We start from the raw sequence: 18,968 nt of genomic DNA, 5'->3' as shown, positions 1-18,968 counted from the left end.
CATCGCAGACGCGCTGCCACAGACCCAGTGCACCCGCTGCGGCTATCCGGACTGCCATGCCTACGCCCAGGCGATTGCCCAAGGCCAGGCCGGCATCCACCAATGCCCCCCGGGCGGCCAGCACGGGGTGGCCCGGCTGGCCCGGCTGACGGGCTTGCCCGAGCGGCCACTGGACCCAGCCCATGGTGTCGAGGGACCGCGTGCGGTGGCCGTGATCGACGAGACCTGGTGCATCGGCTGCACCTTGTGCCTGAAGGCCTGTCCGGTGGACTGCATCGTGGGCGCCAACAAGCGCATGCACACCGTGGTCGAAGCACAATGCACGGGTTGCGAACTGTGCGTCCCGGTCTGCCCGGTCAGCTGCATTGCCATGGAGCCGGTGAGCGGTGACCGCACAGGCTGGGCCGCCTGGAGCGAAGAACAGGCTCACGAGGCACGCTCGCGCTATGCCTTTCACCAGCTGCGGGTGGCACGCGACAAGCGCGAGCACGACGAAGCCCTGCTGGCCAAGGCCGTGCACAAGTTGTCCGATCTGGAGAACCAGACCCGGCACACCGACCCGGCGGTGATCGCGCGCAAGCGCTCGGTGATCGAGGCCGCCATTGCGCGGGCCCGGGCGCTGCGCGAACCCCGCGACAACCTCCCCACCGAAGAGACCGGCACACCATGATGTCTCCCAAGAAGGTCGAGCGCTTCTTCGCCACGCTGCAGGCCGCCAACCCCCACCCCGAAACCGAGCTCGTCTACAGCAACCCCTTCGAGCTGCTGGCGGCCGTGCTGCTGTCGGCCCAGGCCACCGATGTGGGGGTCAACAAGGCCACAGGCCCCTTGTTCAAGGTGGTCTCCACCCCGGCTCAGATGCTGACGCTGGGCGAGGAGGGGCTGATCGGGTACATCAAGACCATCGGCCTGTACAAGACCAAGGCCAAGCACCTGATCGAGACCTGCCGCATCCTGGTGGAACGGCATGGGGGTGAGGTCCCCCGCGACCGCGAGGCGCTGGAGGCCCTGCCCGGTGTCGGCCGCAAGACGGCCAATGTCGTGCTCAACGTGGCCTTCGGCGAGCCCACCATGGCGGTGGACACCCACATCTTCCGCGTGTCCAACCGCACGGGCCTGGCCCCGGGCAAGACCCCGCTGGCGGTGGAGCTCTCGCTGCTCAAGCGGGTGCCCAAGGCCTATCGGGTGCATGCGCACCACTGGCTGATCCTGCACGGGCGCTATGTCTGCCAGGCCCGCAAGCCCCGCTGCGGAGCCTGCCAGGTGGCCGATTGCTGCGAATTCCCGGACAAGACCACCGCGATCTGAGATCGCCCGGGACTCTCGCCGAGGAGGCTTCAGCGATTGCAGAAAGCCAGAAATGCCAAGGGCCACACGAGGTGGCCCTGAAAGCAACCGGCTCCTGGATTCGCCTTCAGGCGAGGGAGCCGGGGTTCTGCGACGCCGGTCACGGGTTCCGGTGTTCTGCCCAGTGCTGCAGTCGGTTTGTCGCCTCAGTGGTTCCCATTGTGCACGCGCCCTGATGACGCCATCGTGACAAGTGCAGGGGTTTCACCGCCCATCTCTTCAGAAGCCCCCATCCGCCGGCAAGCTGCGAACCACGACCTGGTCGGTCAATAGCCACGGAAGGAGTTGGCCTGCAGGCGCTCCAGGCGCGCAGACAGCTCCGGCGCGCGCAGCGCTGCGGCCCAGCGGCCCAAGCCTGCAGACGGCAGGCCGTGACGCAGATGAAAGAAGTCTGCGGAGTCCTCGCCGGCCAGATCGAAGTTCTGCAGGGACGGCAAGGCCCCGCTGGCCAGGCGCTCGCCCAGGCGGGCACACAGATAGGTGAGCGCCAGCGTTTCTGCATGACCGGAATCGGACGAGGCCACGGGCCGCACCAGCCAGTCCGCCGGGTCACAGGCGCTGGCGATGATGGGCTCGGGCAGCGCCCAGTCGCGCATGAGCAGCCGCCCCACCTCGTTGGCGCCCACCCCCAGCAGCGCCTGTTCGGCCCGGGTCCGCCCCAGGTGATCGGGTTGATCAGCGGCGGTCAGCAGACGGGTTGGCGTGGTGGCCGTCACGGCCAGGCGCCCGAGAAAGGACAGCAGCACCGCGCTGCCCACGGCCCCCGGGTCTCGGATGGACAGGGTGTGGGTCATCACCTGAGCCAGCTCACAGGCCAGCGCGCTGCCTTGCCAGACACGGTCCAGCATGGCCTGCCGCTCCGGTGCCTCCTGGGCAAAGCTCTGCATCAGCGCATAGCGCAAACAGATGGCCCGCACCTGCGTCAGCCCCAGAAAGGTCACCGCCTGGGCCACGCTCGCCACCGGCGTCTGCAGGCCATACAGAGGCGAGTTCACGGCAGACAACAACTTGCCGGCAATCACCGGCTCCGCGGCAATCAATTCCACCAGCCGCGCGGCACTGGCCTCGTTGAGCAGATCGACGGCGGCCAGATGCTGCATCAATCTGGAAGGCCTCGGAATGTTGCGAAACACCGCCGTGACCGCCACACGGCGCTCGTCAGGCAACTCGTCGGCATGAATGAGCCTGAAATCGGCCAGCGCCTGGGGCCATGGATCCTGACCCGAAGGGGACTGCTCTTCGACCCGATTGGTGGTCAAAGGCGGCGCGGCGGCCGGGTCTGGCGTCGCAGGCACCTGGGGTGCCGGCACCCTGCGCCGCCACGCCACAGCCATCGCCAGCACCAGCAGGGCCGGCAGTCCCACAAGAAGTGCAGTGCTCATGCGCCGATTCTGAGGCGCTACTCCGGCCGCCGCCCGGCAGAACAAGGGGCGCATTGCCCCACAATCCGGCCGCGATGGTCACCGGAAAAGAAAAACGCCGCTTGAAGCGGCGTTTTTGCAGTCGGTTGGCGGAGACGGAGGGATTCGAACCCTCGATGGAGTTTTTTGACCCCATACTCCCTTAGCAGGGGAGCACCTTCGGCCTCTCGGTCACGTCTCCAACCTAAGCTCCGCAGTATAGCGTGAATTTAGGCTTTTGCTTCGTCGATCGCAGGAATCGATGCATCCAGATCGAAAGCCTTGTGCAGGGCGCGGACGGCCAGCTCCATGTACTTCTCAGCAATCACGACCGAGGTCTTGATCTCGCTGGTGCTGATCATCTGGATGTTGATGCCCTCTTCGCTCAGCGAGCGGAACATCTTGCTGGCCACGCCCACGTGGCTGCGCATGCCGATGCCGACGATGGACACCTTGCAGATCTTGGGGTCGCCGATGACGTCCGAGGCGCCGGTGGCCGGCTGCACCTGGGTGCGCAGCAGGTCCAGGGTGCGCTGGTAGTCGTTGCGGTTGACCGTGAACGAGAAGTCGGTCTTGCCGTTCTGCGACACGTTCTGGATGATCACATCCACTTCGATGTTGGCGTCGGCCACGGCGCCCAGGATCAGCGAGGCCACGCCCGGCTTGTCGGGCACGCCCGTCACGGTGACCTTGGCTTCGTCGCGGCTGAAGGCGATGCCAGAGACAACGGCTTGTTCCATCTTTTCGTCTTCCTCGAAGGTGATCAGAGTGCCCGACTTGGCCTCTTCCTCAACACTGATATCCCAGGGGGTGAAGCTGGAGAGCACCCGCAGCGGCACCCGGTACTTGCCCGCGAACTCGACCGAGCGGATCTGCAGCACCTTGGAGCCCAGGCTGGCCATCTCGAGCATTTCCTCGAAGCTGATGGTGTGCAGGCGCCGGGCCTCGGGAACGATGCGCGGATCGGTGGTGTAGACACCGTCCACGTCGGTGAAGATCAGGCACTCGTCGGCCTTCATCGCCGCGGCGATGGCCACGGCCGAGGTGTCGGAGCCACCGCGGCCCAGGGTGGTCACGTTGCCGCCCTCGTCCACGCCCTGGAAGCCGGTGATGACCACCACCTTGCCAGCCGCCAGATCGGCGCGCACCTTGGTGTCGTCGATGCTCTCGATGCGCGCCTTGGTGTAGGCCGAGTCGGTCTTGACCGGGACCTGCCAGCCGTTGTAGCTGACCGCTTGCATCCCCTCGGCCTGCAGGGCCAGCGACAGCAGGCCCACGGACACCTGTTCACCGGTGCAGGCGATCATGTCCAGTTCACGCAGCATCTCGGGCGTCTGCTTGGCGGGAGAGACCTCCTTGGCCAGCCCCAACAGGCGGTTGGTTTCGCCGCTCATTGCGGAGGGAACGACGACCATCTGGTGGCCCGCACGGGCCCACTTGGCCACGCGCTTGGCGACACTGCGGATGCGCTCGGTCGAGCCCATCGATGTGCCGCCGTATTTGTGTACGATCAAAGCCATGGGGTAGCGAAAAATACGACAACGCCCTTGCGGGGCCGGGAAGGCATGCACAGCCGCTTCGCGACCACGCAAACCCCCTATTCTAAGGGATCGCTGTCGTCTTCCGACCCATTGGGGGTCCAGATCGGTCGCCATTGACGCGTCCCCGCCTCCGCGATCTGCCCCGCATCCACCCCCAGGCCCGGCACGAACAGCACCTGCACACCGCCGTCGGGCTCTCGCCGGCACAGCATGGGCGCCTGCCGCTGCCAGGCGGGCACGCCCGCCGCCTGAAACTGCTTCTTGAGGCTGCGCGGTGGCCGCTCCGGGCCCGCCTGAAACTGCTCGCCGCCCTGCCGCAACTGCAACCAGGCGCCCGCCAACTGCGCGGCGGGGAGGCCGCCGGCCGTCACCTCTTCGAACGCCAACCGTGCCTGCCAGTCCGGCAGATCCAGCGTCTGCGGACCTGCCAGTTGCCGGGCCTGTCCGACGGCAACCGGCTTCGACCGGCTCACGGACAGCACACCGCGGTAGAGCCGCCAGAGCAAGCCTCCTTCCGATGGCCAGCTTGCAGACGAGGAGGTGGACAGCCCCCGGGCGATCTGGGCCTGCAGCGAAGGATGGGGCGGCGGCAGCGCATGGGCCGCGGCGGCAGCCTTGAGCCAAGCGGCCAGCACCAGCCGCTGGCGCACGGGCGACAAGGTGGCCCAGTCGGTGAGCGGCAGCGTGTCAAGGCTCGCGCCCAGACGATGCAGTTCGGCCTGCGTCACCTCCTGGATCAGCAGATTCGCATCGTGGCTGTGGCGAGCCACAGCGGCCAGGGCCGCCTGCGCCTGTGGAAAGCCGGCCTCCAGGGCGGGCAGAACATCGTGCCGAAGCCGGTTGCGGGCGAAGCGCCGGTCTTGGTTGCTGCCGTCTTCGATGTGGCGCAGGCGGTGCCGCCGGACGTAATGCTCGATGGCCGAAGCCGGCTGCTCCAGCCAAGGTCGCACCCAGTGGATGCCCTGACGCAGCACCGAGCGCGGCATGCCCGCCAGACCAGCCGGCCCAGCGCCGCGCAGGGCCTGCAACAGCACCGTCTCGGCCTGATCGCGCTGGTGGTGGGCCAACAGGACGGTCTTGGCCCCCACTTCGGCCGCCATCTCGGCCAGTGCGCTGTAGCGGGCCCGACGGGCCCAGGCCTCGATGCTCTCGCCCGACGCGGGGCGATCATGCAGACGCCGCCCCAGAAAGCGGATGCGCCCATCCCGGCGAGACCAGCGCTGCACCTGCTGCTGACAGTGAAGCCACCAGGCGTCGGCTTCGGGCATCAACCCGTGGTGGACGTGCAAGGCCGCGATGTTCAGCGCCGTGCCGGCGCTCTGTCGCCACACCGCATGCAGCAGGGCGGTGGAATCCCGCCCGCCGCTGAAGGCCACGGCGACGACCGGCGTCGTCACCCCGGTGGCCATGGGATCAATGGGCCGAGGTGTCGGTGAAGCGGCCGTAGGACTTCAGGCGCTCGTAGCGACGCGCCAGCAGGTCGGCCGTCGACAGGTCGGACACCTGGCGCAGCGCATCGACCAGCGCGCGCTTGAGCGAGGTGGCCATGTGCTTGGGATCGCGGTGGGCGCCGCCCACCGGCTCATTGATGATCTTGTCCACCAGCCCCAGCGCCTTCAGGCGGTGGGCGGTGATGCCCAGGGCCTCGGCCGCATCGGACGCCCGGGCCGCGGTCTTCCACAGGATGGATGCGCAGCCTTCGGGCGAGATGACCGAATAGACGGAGAACTGCAGCATGAGCACCTGGTCGGCCACGCTGATGGCCAGGGCGCCGCCGGAGCCGCCTTCACCGATGATAGTGGTGACGATGGGCACTTCCAACTGGGCCATCTCGAAGATGTTGCGGCCGATGGCCTCGGACTGGCCGCGTTCCTCGGCGCCGATGCCCGGGTACGCGCCCGGGGTGTCCACAAAGGTGAAGACCGGCAGGCCGAACTTCTCGGCCATCTTCATCAGGCGCAGGGCCTTGCGGTAGCCCTCGGGACGGGGCATGCCGAAGTTGCGCGCGGCACGCTCCTTGGTGTCGCGACCCTTCTGCTGCCCCAGGACCATGCAGGCCTGACCATTAAAGCGGGCCAGACCGCCGACGATGGACTGGTCATCGGCGAACGCGCGGTCGCCGTGCAGTTCCTGGAAGTCGGTGAAGATCTCGTTGATGTAGTCCAGCGTGTAGGGACGCTGCGGATGCCGGGCGATCTGGGTGACCTGCCAGGGCGTCAGCTGGGTGTAGATGTCCTTGGTGAGCTGCAGGCTCTTCTTGTCCAGCCGCTCGATCTCATCCGAGATGTCGACCGCCGATTCGTTCTGCACGTAGCGCAGTTCTTCGATCTTCGACTCGAGTTCAGCGATCGGCTGTTCGAATTCCAGGAAGTGTCGCTTGCTCATGGGCGGGGACTCCTTTTTCAAGCGCAAGATCAGTAATCGACGGGCAGCGGATCGAGGCTGCGCCACAGGTACCAGGTCGCCACCGAACGATAGGGCGACCAGCATTCTCCCAGCTCACGCGCCTCGGCCCGCGACACCGGCTCGCCACTGAAGTAGCTGTTGCTGATGCCTTTGAGCAGACCCAGGTCGTCCAGCGGCAACACGTTGGGGCGCATGAGGTGGAAGATGAGAAACATCTCGGCCGTCCAGCGGCCGATGCCACGGATGGCCACCAACTCGTCGATGATGGCTTCGTCGTCCATGTGCTGCCACTGCGACACATGGACCTCGCCTTCGGCGAAATGCTTGGCCAGATCCCGCAGGTATTCTGCCTTGCGAGCCGACAGGCCGACAGCGCGCAAGCTAGGGGTTTCCTGTGCCAGCACAAGGGCCGGGTCGATCGCATAGGACGGGCCGCTCATCAGGGCCGCGAATTTGTCCCACACCGACTGGGCGGCCTTGACCGAGATCTGCTGCCCCACGATGGAACGCGCCAGGGTGGTGAACGCATCACCTCGGCTTTGCAGACGGGCTTCGCCGAACTGCGGGATGAGCTTTTTCATGACCCGGTCGCGCTTGGACAGATGCTTGCAGGCATCGTCCCAATAGCTGGGCGTGATGCCTAGGCTGGAAGCTTCGCTCACGTCAGGCCTTCACCCAGGTGGTGCCCTGCGGCGAGTCCTTCAGCAGGATGCCGGCCTCGGCCAATTCGTCGCGGATGCGGTCTGCCGTGGCAAAGTCCCGCGCCGCCTTGGCAGCCTGCCGCTCGGCAATGCGGGCCTCGATGGTGGCCGCATCGAGCACCGTGCCGGCCTGCAGGAACTGCGAGGGCGCCTGCTGCAGCACCCCCAGGACTGCGGCCAGGCCCTTGACGGTGGCCGCCAGCACGGGATCGGCCTTGCGATTGAGTTCGGTGGCCGATTCAAACAGCACAGCCAGGGCCCCCGGCGTGTTGAAGTCGTCGTCCATGGCCGTCTTGAAGGCCTGGGCCACAGGATGCGACCAATCCAGCGTGGGAAGCGCCTGCCCCTCGAACGGCACCAGCGCGGTGTAGAGCCGACGCAGGGCCTGACGGGCATCGTCGAGGTTGGCGTCGCTGAAATTGAAGGGGCTGCGGTAGTGCGTGCGCAGCATGAAGAAGCGCAGCGTCTCGCCGTCGTAGTCCTTCAGCACGTCACGGATGGTGAAGAAGTTGCCCAGCGACTTGGACATCTTCTCGTTGTCCACGTTCAGAAAGCCGTTGTGCATCCAGACGTTGACGAAGGGCTGGCCGGTCGCCCCCTCGCTTTGGGCAATCTCGTTCTCGTGGTGGGGGAACTGCAGATCCATGCCCCCGCCGTGGATGTCGAAGTGCTCGCCCAAGAGCGCGCAACTCATGGCCGAGCACTCGATGTGCCAACCCGGACGCCCCGGACCGAAGGCGGAAGCGTACTTGGCGTCCTCGGGCTCCTCCGGCTTGGCGGACTTCCACAGCACGAAGTCCAGCGGGTCCTGCTTGCCATCGTCCACGGCCACGCGCTCGCCCGCACGCAGGTCGTCCAGCGACTTGCCACTGAGCTTGCCGTAGCCCGGGAAACGGCGGACCGCGAAATTCACGTCGCCGTTGTCGGCTTGGTAGGCCAGGCCCTTGTCCTGCAGCGTGCCGATCATCGCCAGCATCTGCGGGATGTAGTCGGTGGCGCGGGGCTCGTGGGTGGGCGGCGTGATGCCGATGGCACCGATGTCAGCGCGCATCGCGGCGATCATCTCGTCGGTCAGGGCGCGGATGCTCATGCCACGGTCCAGGGCGCGACGGATGATCTTGTCGTCGATGTCGGTGATGTTGCGGACGTAGGTCACCTCGTAGCCGCTGGCGCACAGCCAGCGGTACACCACATCGAAGGCCATCATCATCCGCGCGTGCCCCATGTGGCACAGGTCGTAGATGGTCATGCCGCACACGTACATGCGCACGCGGCCGGGGTCGATGGGAGTGAAAGGCTCGACCCGACGGGTGAGCGTGTTATGGATGCGCAGCGTCATCAACAGCCAGAATCAGGCGGCGCCCGCAGTGCCCCTTGAAGCGACAGGCACCAAGGGAAGCCGCCCACGGGCGCTCTATACAATCGACGGATTGTAGCCAAGGAGCCTTCTCTGTGACCGCCACCTGCACCGCCCCCCTGATTCGCCAGCCCCTGCCCATGGCCCGCCTGAGCCGCTGGCTGGGCGTGGCCGTGATGTCCCTGGCCGCCCTCTCCCCGGCCTGGGCCCAGAAGGTGAAGCTGGTCACCTCCATGGGTGACATCGTGCTGGAACTGGATCACGACAAGGCGCCGAAGTCGGTCGACAACTTCGTCCAGTACGTCAGGAGCGGCCACTACGACGGCACGATCTTCCACCGCGTCATCGACGGCTTCATGATCCAGGGGGGCGGCTACACCCCTGACCTGAAGGAGAAGGCCACCCGTGCCCCGATTCCGCTGGAAAGCCGCAACGGCCTGAGCAATGTGCGCGGCAGCCTGGCCATGGCCCGCACGATGGTGCCGGATTCCGCCACGGCCCAGTTCTACATCAACGTCGCCGACAACCCCAATCTGGATCAGCCCAATGCCCGCGACGGCGAAGGCTATGCCGTGTTCGGCAAGGTGATCCAGGGCATGGATGTCGTCGACAAGATCAAGGCCGCCGCCACCGGCAACAAGGGCGGCTTTGCCAATGTTCCCCTGCAACCGATCGTGATCAAGAAAGCCACGCTGGAGAAATAAGCATGACCAAGACCGTTGAACTGACCACTTCCGCCGGCGTGATCCGCCTTGAACTGGACGAAGCCAAGGCGCCGACCACCGTCGCCAACTTCCTGTCGTACGTCAACAAGGGCCACTACGACGGCACCGTGTTCCACCGCGTGATCAAGAGCTTCATGATCCAGGGCGGCGGCATGACGACCGACATGAGCCAAAAGCCGACCGACGCCCCGATCCAGAACGAAGCCAACAACGGCCTGAAGAACACCAAGTACACGGTCGCGATGGCCCGCACCAATGCGCCCCACTCGGCCTCGGCCCAGTTCTTCATCAACACCAAGGACAACGACTTCCTGAACTTCACCAGCGAGTCGCCCAGCGGCTGGGGCTACGCCGTGTTCGGCAAGGTCGTCGCCGGCACCGAGGTGGTGGATGCCATCGAGAAGGTTCGCACCGGCCGCAAGGGCTTCCACGACGACGTGCCGCTGGAAGCCGTGGTGATCGAGAAGGCTGTCGAGATTGCCTGAGGCTGTCGAAGCGCTCCCGCGCTGCGCTGAGCTCCCCCTGCCCGCCGATTGGCGGCGGGTGGCGTTCATTTCCGACCTGCACCTGAGCGAGGACCTACCGCAGACCGTCTCCGCCTTCGAGCGACTGCTGCAGACCGTTCAGGCCGACGCGCTGTTCATCCTGGGCGACCTTTTCGAGTACTGGGTGGGTGACGACATGCTCGCCCTGCCCTTCGAAGCACGCTGCGCCCAGGCACTGCGCACGGCCACACGGCGTCTGCCCGTCCATGTGCTCAGGGGCAACCGGGACTTCCTGTTGGGTGAGCGCTTCTTCGCCGAAACGGGCTGTCGGGATCTGGCGGATCCGACGGTGCTGCGGGCGGATTGGGGTGCTTCGCTGTTGGTGACCCATGGCGACGCGCTGTGCATTGGCGACACCGCCTACCAGCAGTTCCGAGCCCAGGTGCGCCAACCGGCCTGGCAGGCCGCGCTGTTGGCGCGCCCACTGGAAGAACGCGTCGCGCTGGCCAGGCAGATGCGCGCGGCCAGCCGTGATGGTGGACGAGCCCCCGAAAGCTATGCCGACGCAGATGCACCGCTGTGCAGCCAATGGTTGGCGGCCGCAAACGCTCCGCTGATGATCCATGGCCACACCCACCGCCCCGGCCGTGACACCCTGCCCGGCGGCGCGGTGCGTGAGGTACTGAGCGACTGGGAACTGGATCAGGCCGAACCCCGGGCCGACATGCTTGTCTGGACCCCCGAAGGTGTGCGACGGGAGTCGCTGATCCCGGCCTGAGGCCGCTGCAATGGGCTGGTGGCAACGCTGGAAGGACTGGCACGAGCAACGCGTGCGGGCACGCCATGACATCCCCAGCGAATTGTGGGAAGCAGTGCTCGCCCGCTACCCCTTCCTGGAGAGCCTTCCGGCGGGTGAGCGGGAGGCCCTGCGCGCACTCAGCAGCGCCTTCCTGGCGCGCAAGGAGTTCACCGGCGCCCAGGGCCTGGAGGTGAGCGACGAGATGGCCGTGGCCATTGCCGCGCAGGCCTGCCTGCCCATCCTGCACCTGGACCTCTCGCTCTACGATGGCTTCATTGGCATCGTCGTCCACCCCGACGAAGTGGTGGCCCGTCGCCTTGTCACCGACCACGATGGCGTGGTGCACGAATATGACGAATGGCTGAGCGGTGAGGCCATGGCGGGCGGCCCGGTGATGTTGTCCTGGCCGGATGTGGACGAGGCCGGAGAATTGGCCATGGACGGCTACAACGTCGTCGTGCACGAATTCGCCCACGTCATCGACATGTGCAACGGGGAGGCCGATGGCATTCCACCCCAGCCGAGCCTGGAGGCCCAGACCCGCTGGATCGAGGTGCTGGACGGCGCGCTGGAAGCGTTCTGCGGGCGGATCGATGCGGGTCAGCCCACCCTGCTCGACCCCTACGGTGCCGAAGGCCCACAGGAGTTCTTTGCCGTGGCAGCCGAAGCCTTCTTCGTCAACCCTCGGCCGTTCCGCGAGTACCACCCGGATGTGCACGCCCTGTTCGTCGACTACTTCCGCCAGGACCCGGCCAAGCGCTGAGGCAGGCCGACACGCGCACCCTCGAAAAAACAAGAGCACCCGAAGGTGCTCTCTTTCCGTCAGGCTGGGGCGTCAATCACGCGGCGGTGGCCTCGGCCTTGGGCTTGTCGCCACTCTTGCCGGCTGGCTGGATGTCCAGCTGAACCTGCCCCTCGGCGTCCACGTCCACGGTCAGGCGACCACCATCCACCAGCCGACCGAACAGCAGTTCGTCGGCCAGGGCCTTGCGGATGGTGTCCTGGATCAGCCGCTGCATCGGCCGGGCCCCCATCAGCGGGTCGAAACCGCGCTTGGCCAGGTGTTGGCGCAGGGCATCGGTGAAGGTGACCTCGACCTTCTTCTCGGCCAGTTGCTCTTCCAGTTGCAACAGGAACTTGTCGACCACCCGCAGGATGATCTCCTCGTCCAAGGCGCGGAAGTTGATGATGGCATCCAGACGGTTGCGGAACTCCGGCGTGAACAGGCGCTTGATGTCCCCCATCTCATCGCCCTGCTCGCGCCGGGTGGTGAAGCCAATGGTGGACTTCTGCATGGTCTCAGCCCCCGCGTTGGTCGTCATGATGATGATGACGTTGCGGAAGTCGGCCTTGCGCCCGTTGTTGTCGGTCAGCGTGCCATGGTCCATCACCTGCAGCAGCACATTGAAGACATCCGGATGGGCCTTCTCGATCTCATCGAGCAGCAGCACCGCATGAGGCTTCTTGGTGACGGCTTCGGTCAACAGGCCACCCTGGTCGAAACCCACATAGCCCGGAGGCGCACCGATCAGACGGCTGACCGCGTGCCGCTCCATGTACTCGGACATGTCGAAGCGGATGAGCTCGATACCCAGGATGAAGGCCAGTTGCTTGGCCACCTCGGTCTTGCCGACACCGGTGGGCCCGCTGAACAGGAAGGCCCCGATGGGCTTGTCCGCACGCCCCAGGCCGGAGCGGGCCATCTTGATGGCGGAGGACAGTGCTTCCACCGCCGGATCCTGACCGAAGACCACGCTCTTGAGGTCGCGATCCAGGCTCTTGAGCTTGCCGCGGTCGTCGCTGGACACATTGGCCGGCGGGATGCGGGCGATCTTGGCGACGATCTCTTCGACCTCGTTGCGGGTGATCGTCTTCTTCTGCTTGCTCTTGGGCAGCACGCGCTGGGCTGCCCCGGCCTCGTCGATCACGTCGATCGCCTTGTCGGGCAGGTGACGGTCGTTGATGTACTTGGCCGACAGCTCGGCCGCCGCCTGCAGCGCGCCCAGGGCGTACTTGACGCTGTGGTGTTCCTCGAAGCGGGACTTCAGACCCTTGAGGATCTCCACGGTCTGCTCGACCGAGGGCTCGACCACATCGACCTTCTGGAAGCGGCGAGACAAGGCCGCATCCTTCTCGAAGATGCCGCGGTACTCCTGGAAGGTGGTCGCGCCGATGCACTTCATCGCGCCACTGGACAGGGCGGGCTTGAGCAGGTTGCTGGCATCCAGGGTGCCGCCCGAAGCCGCGCCCGCACCGATCAGGGTGTGAATCTCATCGATGAACAGGATGGCCTTGGGTTGCTCCTTGAGCTGCTTGAGCACGCCCTTCAGGCGCTGCTCGAAGTCACCACGGTACTTGGTTCCCGCCAGCAGAGCGCCCATGTCCAGGGCGTAGACGATGGCATCGGACAGAACCTCCGGCACGTCACCCTCGGTGATGCGCCAGGCCAGACCTTCGGCGATGGCCGTCTTGCCCACGCCGGCCTCACCGACCAGCAGCGGGTTGTTCTTGCGGCGGCGGCACAGCACCTGCACGACCCGCTCGACCTCGGACTCGCGCCCGATCAGCGGGTCGATCTTGCCTTCCTTGGCCTGCTGGTTGAGGTTGGTGGTGAACTGCTCCAGCGGCGATCCCTTGCCCTCGCCACCTTCTTCCTTCTCCCCTTCCGGAGCACCGCCCTCGCTGCCACTGCCCTTGGCGGGCTCGGGGGGATCGGACTTCTTGATCCCGTGGGCGATGAAGTTCACCACATCCAGCCGCGTCACCCCCTGCTGATGCAGGTAGTAGACCGCATGGGAATCCTTCTCACCGAAGATGGCCACCAGCACGTTCGCGCCAGTCACCTCCTTCTTGCCGCCACCGGTGGACTGCACATGCATGATGGCGCGCTGGATCACGCGCTGGAACCCCAGCGTCGGCTGGGTATCCACCTCGTCGGTGCCCCCCACCGTCGGCGTGTTCTCGCGGATGAAGGCGACCAGGCTTTTGCGGAGGTCCTCGATGTTGGCGGCGCAGGCCCGCAACACCTCGGCCGCAGACGGGTTGTCCAGCAACGCGAGCAGCAGGTGCTCGACGGTGATGAACTCATGGCGCTGCTGACGGGCCTGAACGAAGGCCATGTGCAGGCTGACTTCAAGTTCTTGCGCGATCATGCGGCCTCCATAATGCATTGAAGCGGATGTCCGGAGCGGCGTGCTGCAGCGAGCACCAGTTCGACCTTGGTCGCGGCGATGTCCTTGCTGAACACCCCGCACACCGCACGCCCCTCATGGTGGATCTTCAACATGATTTGGGTGGCGGCCTCAAGATCAAGCCTGAAATATTCCTGCAGCACCATCACCACGAACTCCATCGGGGTGAAGTCGTCGTTCAGCATGACCACCTGGTACATGCGGGGAGGACGCGTACGCTGTGCCTTGCGCTCGGCGACGACCGAGCCTTGCCCATCCTCGGGCTTGGGCGTCGAAGCCCCTCCAGGGGGCGGGGCGGGTCGGTTCGAAGGCATGAATTCAGTATAGCCACTTGATAGCCCGTTCACACTGGTAGGGAATGGTCCTCCGAACAGCCCTCTGGCAAGCCCCAAAAAGTGACATCTTGCAAGCGCAGTTCGCGCGCTTGTGACACCTCATCACCTTGCACGAAACCTGGATACGGCAAGTGATTGACACCTGCGCGTCATGTGCCAAAAATTGTCAGTAATAAAAGCCTGAAAAAGGCCAAAGGAGGAAAACGATGGAAGCCATTGGCACTGTGAAATGGTTCAACGACGCCAAGGGTTTTGGCTTCATCGAGCCAGAGAGCGGCGGGGGCGATGTCTTTGCCCACTTTTCCGCCATTCAGATGGAAGGATTCCGCACCCTGAAGCAAGGCGGGAAGGTGCGTTTCGAGCTTGTCCAAGGCCCCAAGGGGCAAATGGCACAGAACATCCGCCCGCTGGAGGAACCGGTCCGGTCCTGATCGTTCACTTTCACGACCTACAGCAAAAAGCCCGGCACCGCTTCGCGCGGTGCCGGGCTTTTTTCAGCACGCAGGCCAGCCAGCGGCTGGCCTTCGGGACATCACATGTTGTCGATCATCACCTGGCCGAAACCGGAGCAGGACACCTGCGTGGCGCCGTCCATCAGGCGAGCGAAGTCGTAGGTGACCTTCTTGCTCAGGATCGATTTCTCCATGGAGGCGATGACCAAGTCAGCGGCCTCGGTCCAGCCCATGTGACGCAGCATCATTTCGGCCGACAGGATCTCGGAACCCGGGTTCACGTAGTCCTTGCCAGCGTACTTCGGCGCGGTGCCGTGGGTCGCCTCGAACATGGCGACGGAGTCGCTCAGGTTCGCCCCCGGGGCGATACCGATGCCACCGACCTGAGCGGCCAGCGCGTCAGAGATGTAGTCACCGTTGAGGTTCAACGTCGCGATCACCGAGTACTCGGCCGGGCGCAGCAGAATCTGCTGCAGGAAGGCATCGGCGATCGAATCCTTGATCACGATGTCCTTGCCGGTCTTCGGGTTCTTGAACTTGCACCACGGACCGCCGTCGATCAGTTCGGCACCGAACTCCTTCTGGGCCAGGGCGTAACCCCAGTCACGGAAGCCGCCTTCGGTGAACTTCATGATGTTGCCCTTGTGAACCAGGGTCACGCTGGGCTTGTCGTTGTCGATGGCGTACTGGATGGCCTTGCGCACCAGGCGCTCCGTCCCCTCGCGGGACACAGGCTTGACACCAATGCCGGAGGTCTCGGGGAAACGGATCTTCTTGACACCCATTTCCTCGATCAGGAACTTGATGACCTTCTTGGCCTTCTCGGTCTCGGCTTCCCACTCGACACCGGCATAGATGTCTTCCGAGTTCTCGCGGAAGATCACCATGTCGATCTTCTCAGGAGCCTTGACGGGCGAGGGCACGCCCTTGAAGTACTGCACCGGGCGCAGGCAGACGTACAGGTCGAGTTCCTGACGCAGAGCCACGTTCAGAGAACGGATGCCACCGCCCACGGGGGTGGTCAGGGGGCCCTTGATGGACACGACGTAGTCGCGCAGGACCTCCAGCGTCTCGGCCGGCAGCCAGACATCCGGACCGTAGACCTTGGTGGACTTCTCGCCCGCGTAGATCTCCATCCAGTGGATCTTGCGCTCACCGGCATAGGCCTTGGCCACGGCAGCGTCCACCACCTTGATCATCACAGGAGTGATGTCAAAGCCCGTGCCGTCACCTTCGATGAAAGGAATGATCGGGTTGTTCGGCACATTGAGCGAGAAGTCCGCGTTGACGGTGATCTTCTGCCCACCCTCGGGCACCTTGATGTGCTGGTACATGTCGCTTGGCTCCAGGCGTCGTTATGAAAAGATGTTCCAGAGTCTGAAATTCTAGTTCAGTCCGACTGTCTTTCGGCTGACGTTGACATGCAAGCCCCTGCATATCGAGCCACCCGCCTACGTCAGTCAGGAAATGCAGTAGGCGGCAACGCGCACCCAGAGGTCATGCCCCAGCGCCCAGGCCGACGCAGCCGCCAGCACGGCACCGGAGATTCGGGTCACCCATGACATGACGCTCATCTGGGCGGCGGCATTCTGCGGCCCCATCCAGCGCAGGAACAGCGCAGGCACGGCGCCCAAGGCCAGCGAAGAGGCCAGCGCAAAGACGGCCATCACCGCTGCGCCACCCCAGGGACCATTGGCCAGGGCGGCCACCACGAGCGCCGACTGAAGCAGGCCACAGGGCCACGCCACCCACAGCACCCCGGCACCCAGGGCCTTGCCCGGCCCCCGCACCACCTGCCATCCACCCGTCACCTTGGCCGACCGATGTCCATCGCGACCGAGTCGATCCAGCCAGGCTGGCTGACGACCGGTCACCAGCAGCCAGATGCCCAGAACCAAAGCCGCCATGTGCGCAAGCCCCCACAGCGGCCGCAGCGCAGGACTGAGACGCCCCAGCTCGCCCAGGGCGGAAACACTGGAGGCGACCAGGGCTCCCGCCACCGCATACCCCAGAACCCGACCAAAGTGAAAGCCTCCCCAGGCCGACCGGCCACCGCCGCAGGCGCCCACCGCCGCAGCGCTGGTCGCCCCACACATGGCCACGCAATGGACGGTGCCCGCCAAGCCCATCATCAGGGCACTGAAGATCAACGCATAGTTCACCTTCAGATGATGCGCGAGAAACGCTCCCTCACCCGATCCGCTTGCAGATGCTTGTCGAAGGCCATGGCAATGGCGCGAACGAAGAACCAGCCTTTGGCCGTGACCTGCAATGCGGCAGGCTCGCGCACCACCAGACCCATCTCTTCATAGGGCGCCAGCGATTCCAACTCTGCTCGGAAGTACTCGGGCACCTTGATCAGGTGAGACAGTTCGATCGACTCGAATTCCAGCCGCCCCTGACACATCAAGGCCATGATCACGGCACGTCGCAGCAGGTCGTCGCGTGTGAGGGCCAGCCCCCGCACGATCGGAAACTGCCCCTGCCGCACTGCGTCGTAGTACTCGGGCAAGGTCTTGGCGTTTTGGCTGTAGGTGGCGCCCATGCGACCGATGGCAGAAACGCCCAGGCCGATGAGGTCGCAATCAGGTTGGGTGCTGTAGCCCTGGAAGTTCCGATGCAAACGCCCCTGCCGCTTGGCGGCCGCCAAGGCATCCCCGGGCAGGGCGAAGTGATCCATGCCGATGTAGGTGTAGCCATCGGACAGGAAACCGGCGATCGCGCCGGACAGCATGGTCACGCGATCGGCCGCCGTCGGCAATTCCGCCGGATCGATCCGCCGCTGGGGCTTGAACCGTTGAGGCAAATGCGCATAGGCGTACAGGGCGATGCGGTCTGGCCGCAGCTCTCCGACCAGGCGAATCGTCTGCGCAAACGACGTGGGGTTCTGCTTGGGCAAGCCGTAGATGAGATCCACGTTGACCGACTCGTAGCCCAGGTCACGGGCACTGCGGACCAGATCTCGCACGCTCTCGAAAGACTGCACGCGATGCACGGCCTTCTGCACCTCGGCGTCAAAGTCCTGGACGCCAAAACTCAAGCGGTTGAAGCCCAGCTGCCGCCAGAAGGCCAGTCGCTCGGTCGACGCGGTGCGGGGATCCACTTCGATGGAGATCTCCGCCCCCGGGGCCAGCAGGAAGGCCTTGCGCAGGGACCCCATCAGGCGGGCCAGTTCCTCATCGCTCAAAAAAGTAGGCGATCCTCCCCCGAGATGAAGCTGCGACACCACCTGGGGCTCCGCCAATGCCTTGGCATGCAGATCGATCTCCAGATCCAGCGCGTCCAGGTACTCGCTAGCACGCTCATGGTGCTTGGTGATCACCTTGTTGCAAGCGCAGTAGTAGCAGACCGACTCGCAGAATGGGATGTGAATATAGAGAGACAGAGGGGACTTCCCCCCCACCACCGCCCCCTCCGCGCGCTGCCGAAGGGCACACGCGTAGTCGTGCGCCGTGAACGCCTCGACAAACCGATCTGCCGTCGGGTAGGAGGTGTAGCGGGGACCGGGAACGTCGAATTGCCGCAACAAGTCAACCGGCAGCTGCACATCGGCGGAGTCTGAGATCTGTACCATGCCGCCATGGTGCCAGCGGTCCTGCACGCGGTCTTGATTTGACTCAAGCAAGCACAGATACTGATCGGGACAATGGCGCTCCTACACCCGGGCTTCCATGGCGCGCTTTCTTGCGCCCATCGCGCAGCGAGTCGGGTGCATCTTTCATAATGGGCCTATGACCGACGCCACCCAAGTGAAACCCGACGCGTTCAAGGTCGCGTGCTCCAGTTGCAATCTGCGCGAACTTTGCCTGCCCGTGGGGCTTGCCCGCCCCGATCTGGAAAGACTCGATGCACTGGTGGCCACGCGCCGCAGTGTGGCCCGCGGTGACATGCTGTTCCGTGCGGGGGATGCCTTTCAGTCGCTGTATGCGGTCCGAACTGGATTTTTCAAGACCTGCGTTTCCTCGGAAGATGGGCGCGATCAGGTGACCGGCTTCCAGATGGCCGGCGAACTGCTGGGCCTGGATGGCATCAGCAACGACCGGCATTCGTGCGATGCCGTGGCCCTGGAAGATTCCCAAGTCTGCATCATCCCCTACGGCCAGCTGGAATCCCTGTCGCGCGAATTCACGGATCTTCAGCACCAGTTCCACAAGATCATGAGTCGGGAGATCGTGCGCGATCACGGTGTCATGCTGCTGCTGGGCAGCATGCGAGCCGAAGAGCGGCTG

At 65.0% G+C, this 18,968-nt stretch carries 19 protein-coding genes and 1 tRNA gene; 8 read left to right on the top strand and 12 right to left on the bottom strand.

The genetic code is table 11. From position 1 onward, the window contains the following. Nucleotide 1 precedes the first annotated feature (1 nt). A complete protein-coding gene (gene rsxB, locus I73_RS29785; RefSeq protein ID WP_022982584.1) occupies nt 2-670 on the top strand; it encodes an electron transport complex subunit RsxB in 669 nt (222 codons plus the stop codon). Then, the gene (gene nth, locus I73_RS21945) at nt 670-1,308 is read left to right on the top strand and encodes an endonuclease III (protein ID WP_026097063.1); all 639 of its coding nucleotides are present in this window, start codon (nt 670-672) and stop codon (nt 1,306-1,308) included. The genes rsxB and nth overlap by 1 nt, the downstream gene beginning before the upstream one ends. 305 nt (nt 1,309-1,613) lie before the next feature. Here nth and I73_RS21940 read toward each other — a convergent pair whose 3' ends face one another. The 7 genes from I73_RS21940 to cysS all read right to left on the bottom strand — a co-directional run bounded on the left by I73_RS21940 (nt 1,614) and on the right by cysS (nt 8,734). Beyond that, complete coding sequence (locus I73_RS21940; RefSeq protein ID WP_148289883.1) at nt 1,614-2,729, bottom strand: HDOD domain-containing protein; 1,116 nt, start codon at nt 2,727-2,729, stop codon at nt 1,614-1,616. 126 nt (nt 2,730-2,855) lie between these two features. Continuing rightward, nucleotides 2,856-2,949 (bottom strand) — tRNA-Ser (locus tag I73_RS21935). A 28-nt stretch (nt 2,950-2,977) separates the two neighbouring features. Next, nucleotides 2,978-4,267 (bottom strand): aspartate kinase, encoded by a 1,290-nt coding sequence (locus I73_RS21930; RefSeq protein ID WP_026097062.1) that lies wholly within the window; start codon nt 4,265-4,267, stop codon nt 2,978-2,980. Nucleotides 4,268-4,344: 77 nt separating this feature from the next. Next, nucleotides 4,345-5,697: a tRNA lysidine(34) synthetase TilS gene (gene tilS, locus I73_RS29780; protein WP_022982580.1), complete on the bottom strand. Its 1,353-nt coding sequence runs from the start codon at nt 5,695-5,697 to the stop codon at nt 4,345-4,347. Between the two features lie 4 nt (nt 5,698-5,701). Beyond that, a complete protein-coding gene (locus tag I73_RS21920; protein ID WP_022982579.1) occupies nt 5,702-6,673 on the bottom strand; it encodes an acetyl-CoA carboxylase carboxyltransferase subunit alpha in 972 nt (323 codons plus the stop codon). A 29-nt stretch (nt 6,674-6,702) separates the two neighbouring features. Next, the gene (locus I73_RS21915) at nt 6,703-7,356 is read right to left on the bottom strand and encodes a DNA-3-methyladenine glycosylase (protein ID WP_022982578.1); all 654 of its coding nucleotides are present in this window, start codon (nt 7,354-7,356) and stop codon (nt 6,703-6,705) included. A 1-nt stretch (nt 7,357) separates the two neighbouring features. After that, nucleotides 7,358-8,734, bottom strand: coding sequence for a cysteine--tRNA ligase (gene cysS, locus I73_RS21910; protein WP_022982577.1), 1,377 nt, complete (start codon nt 8,732-8,734; stop codon nt 7,358-7,360). A 194-nt stretch (nt 8,735-8,928) separates the two neighbouring features. Between cysS and I73_RS21905 the strand changes: the two genes are divergently transcribed. Genes I73_RS21905 through I73_RS21890 form a run of 4 tightly spaced genes read left to right on the top strand, consistent with a single transcriptional unit; the run spans nt 8,929 to nt 11,524 of the window. Continuing rightward, entirely contained in the window at nt 8,929-9,456 is a 528-nt protein-coding gene (locus I73_RS21905) for a peptidylprolyl isomerase (RefSeq protein WP_234409581.1), read from the top strand. Between the two features lie 2 nt (nt 9,457-9,458). Beyond that, nucleotides 9,459-9,962: a peptidylprolyl isomerase gene (locus I73_RS21900; protein WP_022982575.1), complete on the top strand. Its 504-nt coding sequence runs from the start codon at nt 9,459-9,461 to the stop codon at nt 9,960-9,962. A 58-nt stretch (nt 9,963-10,020) separates the two neighbouring features. Further along, entirely contained in the window at nt 10,021-10,740 is a 720-nt protein-coding gene (locus I73_RS21895; protein ID WP_234409579.1) for a UDP-2,3-diacylglucosamine diphosphatase, read from the top strand. A 10-nt stretch (nt 10,741-10,750) separates the two neighbouring features. Beyond that, complete coding sequence (locus I73_RS21890) at nt 10,751-11,524, top strand: zinc-dependent peptidase (protein WP_022982573.1); 774 nt, start codon at nt 10,751-10,753, stop codon at nt 11,522-11,524. A gap of 76 nt (nt 11,525-11,600) precedes the next feature. Here I73_RS21890 and clpA read toward each other — a convergent pair whose 3' ends face one another. Continuing rightward, complete coding sequence (gene clpA / locus I73_RS21885; RefSeq protein ID WP_022982572.1) at nt 11,601-13,913, bottom strand: ATP-dependent Clp protease ATP-binding subunit ClpA; 2,313 nt, start codon at nt 13,911-13,913, stop codon at nt 11,601-11,603. Then, nucleotides 13,910-14,266: an ATP-dependent Clp protease adapter ClpS gene (gene clpS, locus I73_RS21880; RefSeq protein WP_022982571.1), complete on the bottom strand. Its 357-nt coding sequence runs from the start codon at nt 14,264-14,266 to the stop codon at nt 13,910-13,912. The genes clpA and clpS overlap by 4 nt, the downstream gene beginning before the upstream one ends. Nucleotides 14,267-14,493: 227 nt before the next feature. Here clpS and I73_RS21875 point away from each other — a divergent pair, with 227 nt between their 5' ends. Further along, nucleotides 14,494-14,718, top strand: coding sequence for a cold shock domain-containing protein (locus I73_RS21875; RefSeq protein WP_022982570.1), 225 nt, complete (start codon nt 14,494-14,496; stop codon nt 14,716-14,718). Between the two features lie 101 nt (nt 14,719-14,819). On the opposite strand, the gene icd is transcribed toward I73_RS21875, so the two are convergent. The 3 genes from icd to hemN all read right to left on the bottom strand — a co-directional run bounded on the left by icd (nt 14,820) and on the right by hemN (nt 18,313). After that, nucleotides 14,820-16,073 (bottom strand): NADP-dependent isocitrate dehydrogenase, encoded by a 1,254-nt coding sequence (icd, locus tag I73_RS21870; protein WP_022982569.1) that lies wholly within the window; start codon nt 16,071-16,073, stop codon nt 14,820-14,822. Nucleotides 16,074-16,199: 126 nt separating this feature from the next. After that, the gene (locus I73_RS21865; protein ID WP_255348175.1) at nt 16,200-16,868 is read right to left on the bottom strand and encodes a sulfite exporter TauE/SafE family protein; all 669 of its coding nucleotides are present in this window, start codon (nt 16,866-16,868) and stop codon (nt 16,200-16,202) included. A gap of 35 nt (nt 16,869-16,903) precedes the next feature. Continuing rightward, nucleotides 16,904-18,313 carry an oxygen-independent coproporphyrinogen III oxidase gene (hemN, locus tag I73_RS21860; protein WP_051049329.1) on the bottom strand — a complete coding sequence of 470 codons (1,410 nt, stop codon included), beginning with the start codon at nt 18,311-18,313 and terminating at the stop codon, nt 16,904-16,906. A 157-nt stretch (nt 18,314-18,470) separates the two neighbouring features. Between hemN and I73_RS21855 the strand changes: the two genes are divergently transcribed. After that, on the top strand, nt 18,471-18,968 hold a 498-nt coding region (locus tag I73_RS21855; protein ID WP_051049328.1), incomplete at its 3' end, for a cyclic nucleotide-binding domain-containing protein.

This window comes from Ideonella sp. B508-1, from assembly GCF_000333615.1.
Lineage (GTDB): Bacteria > Pseudomonadota > Gammaproteobacteria > Burkholderiales > Burkholderiaceae_C > Ideonella.
The sequence above is the reverse complement of the archived record's forward strand: the minus strand, read 5'-3'. Positions and strand labels throughout refer to the sequence as shown.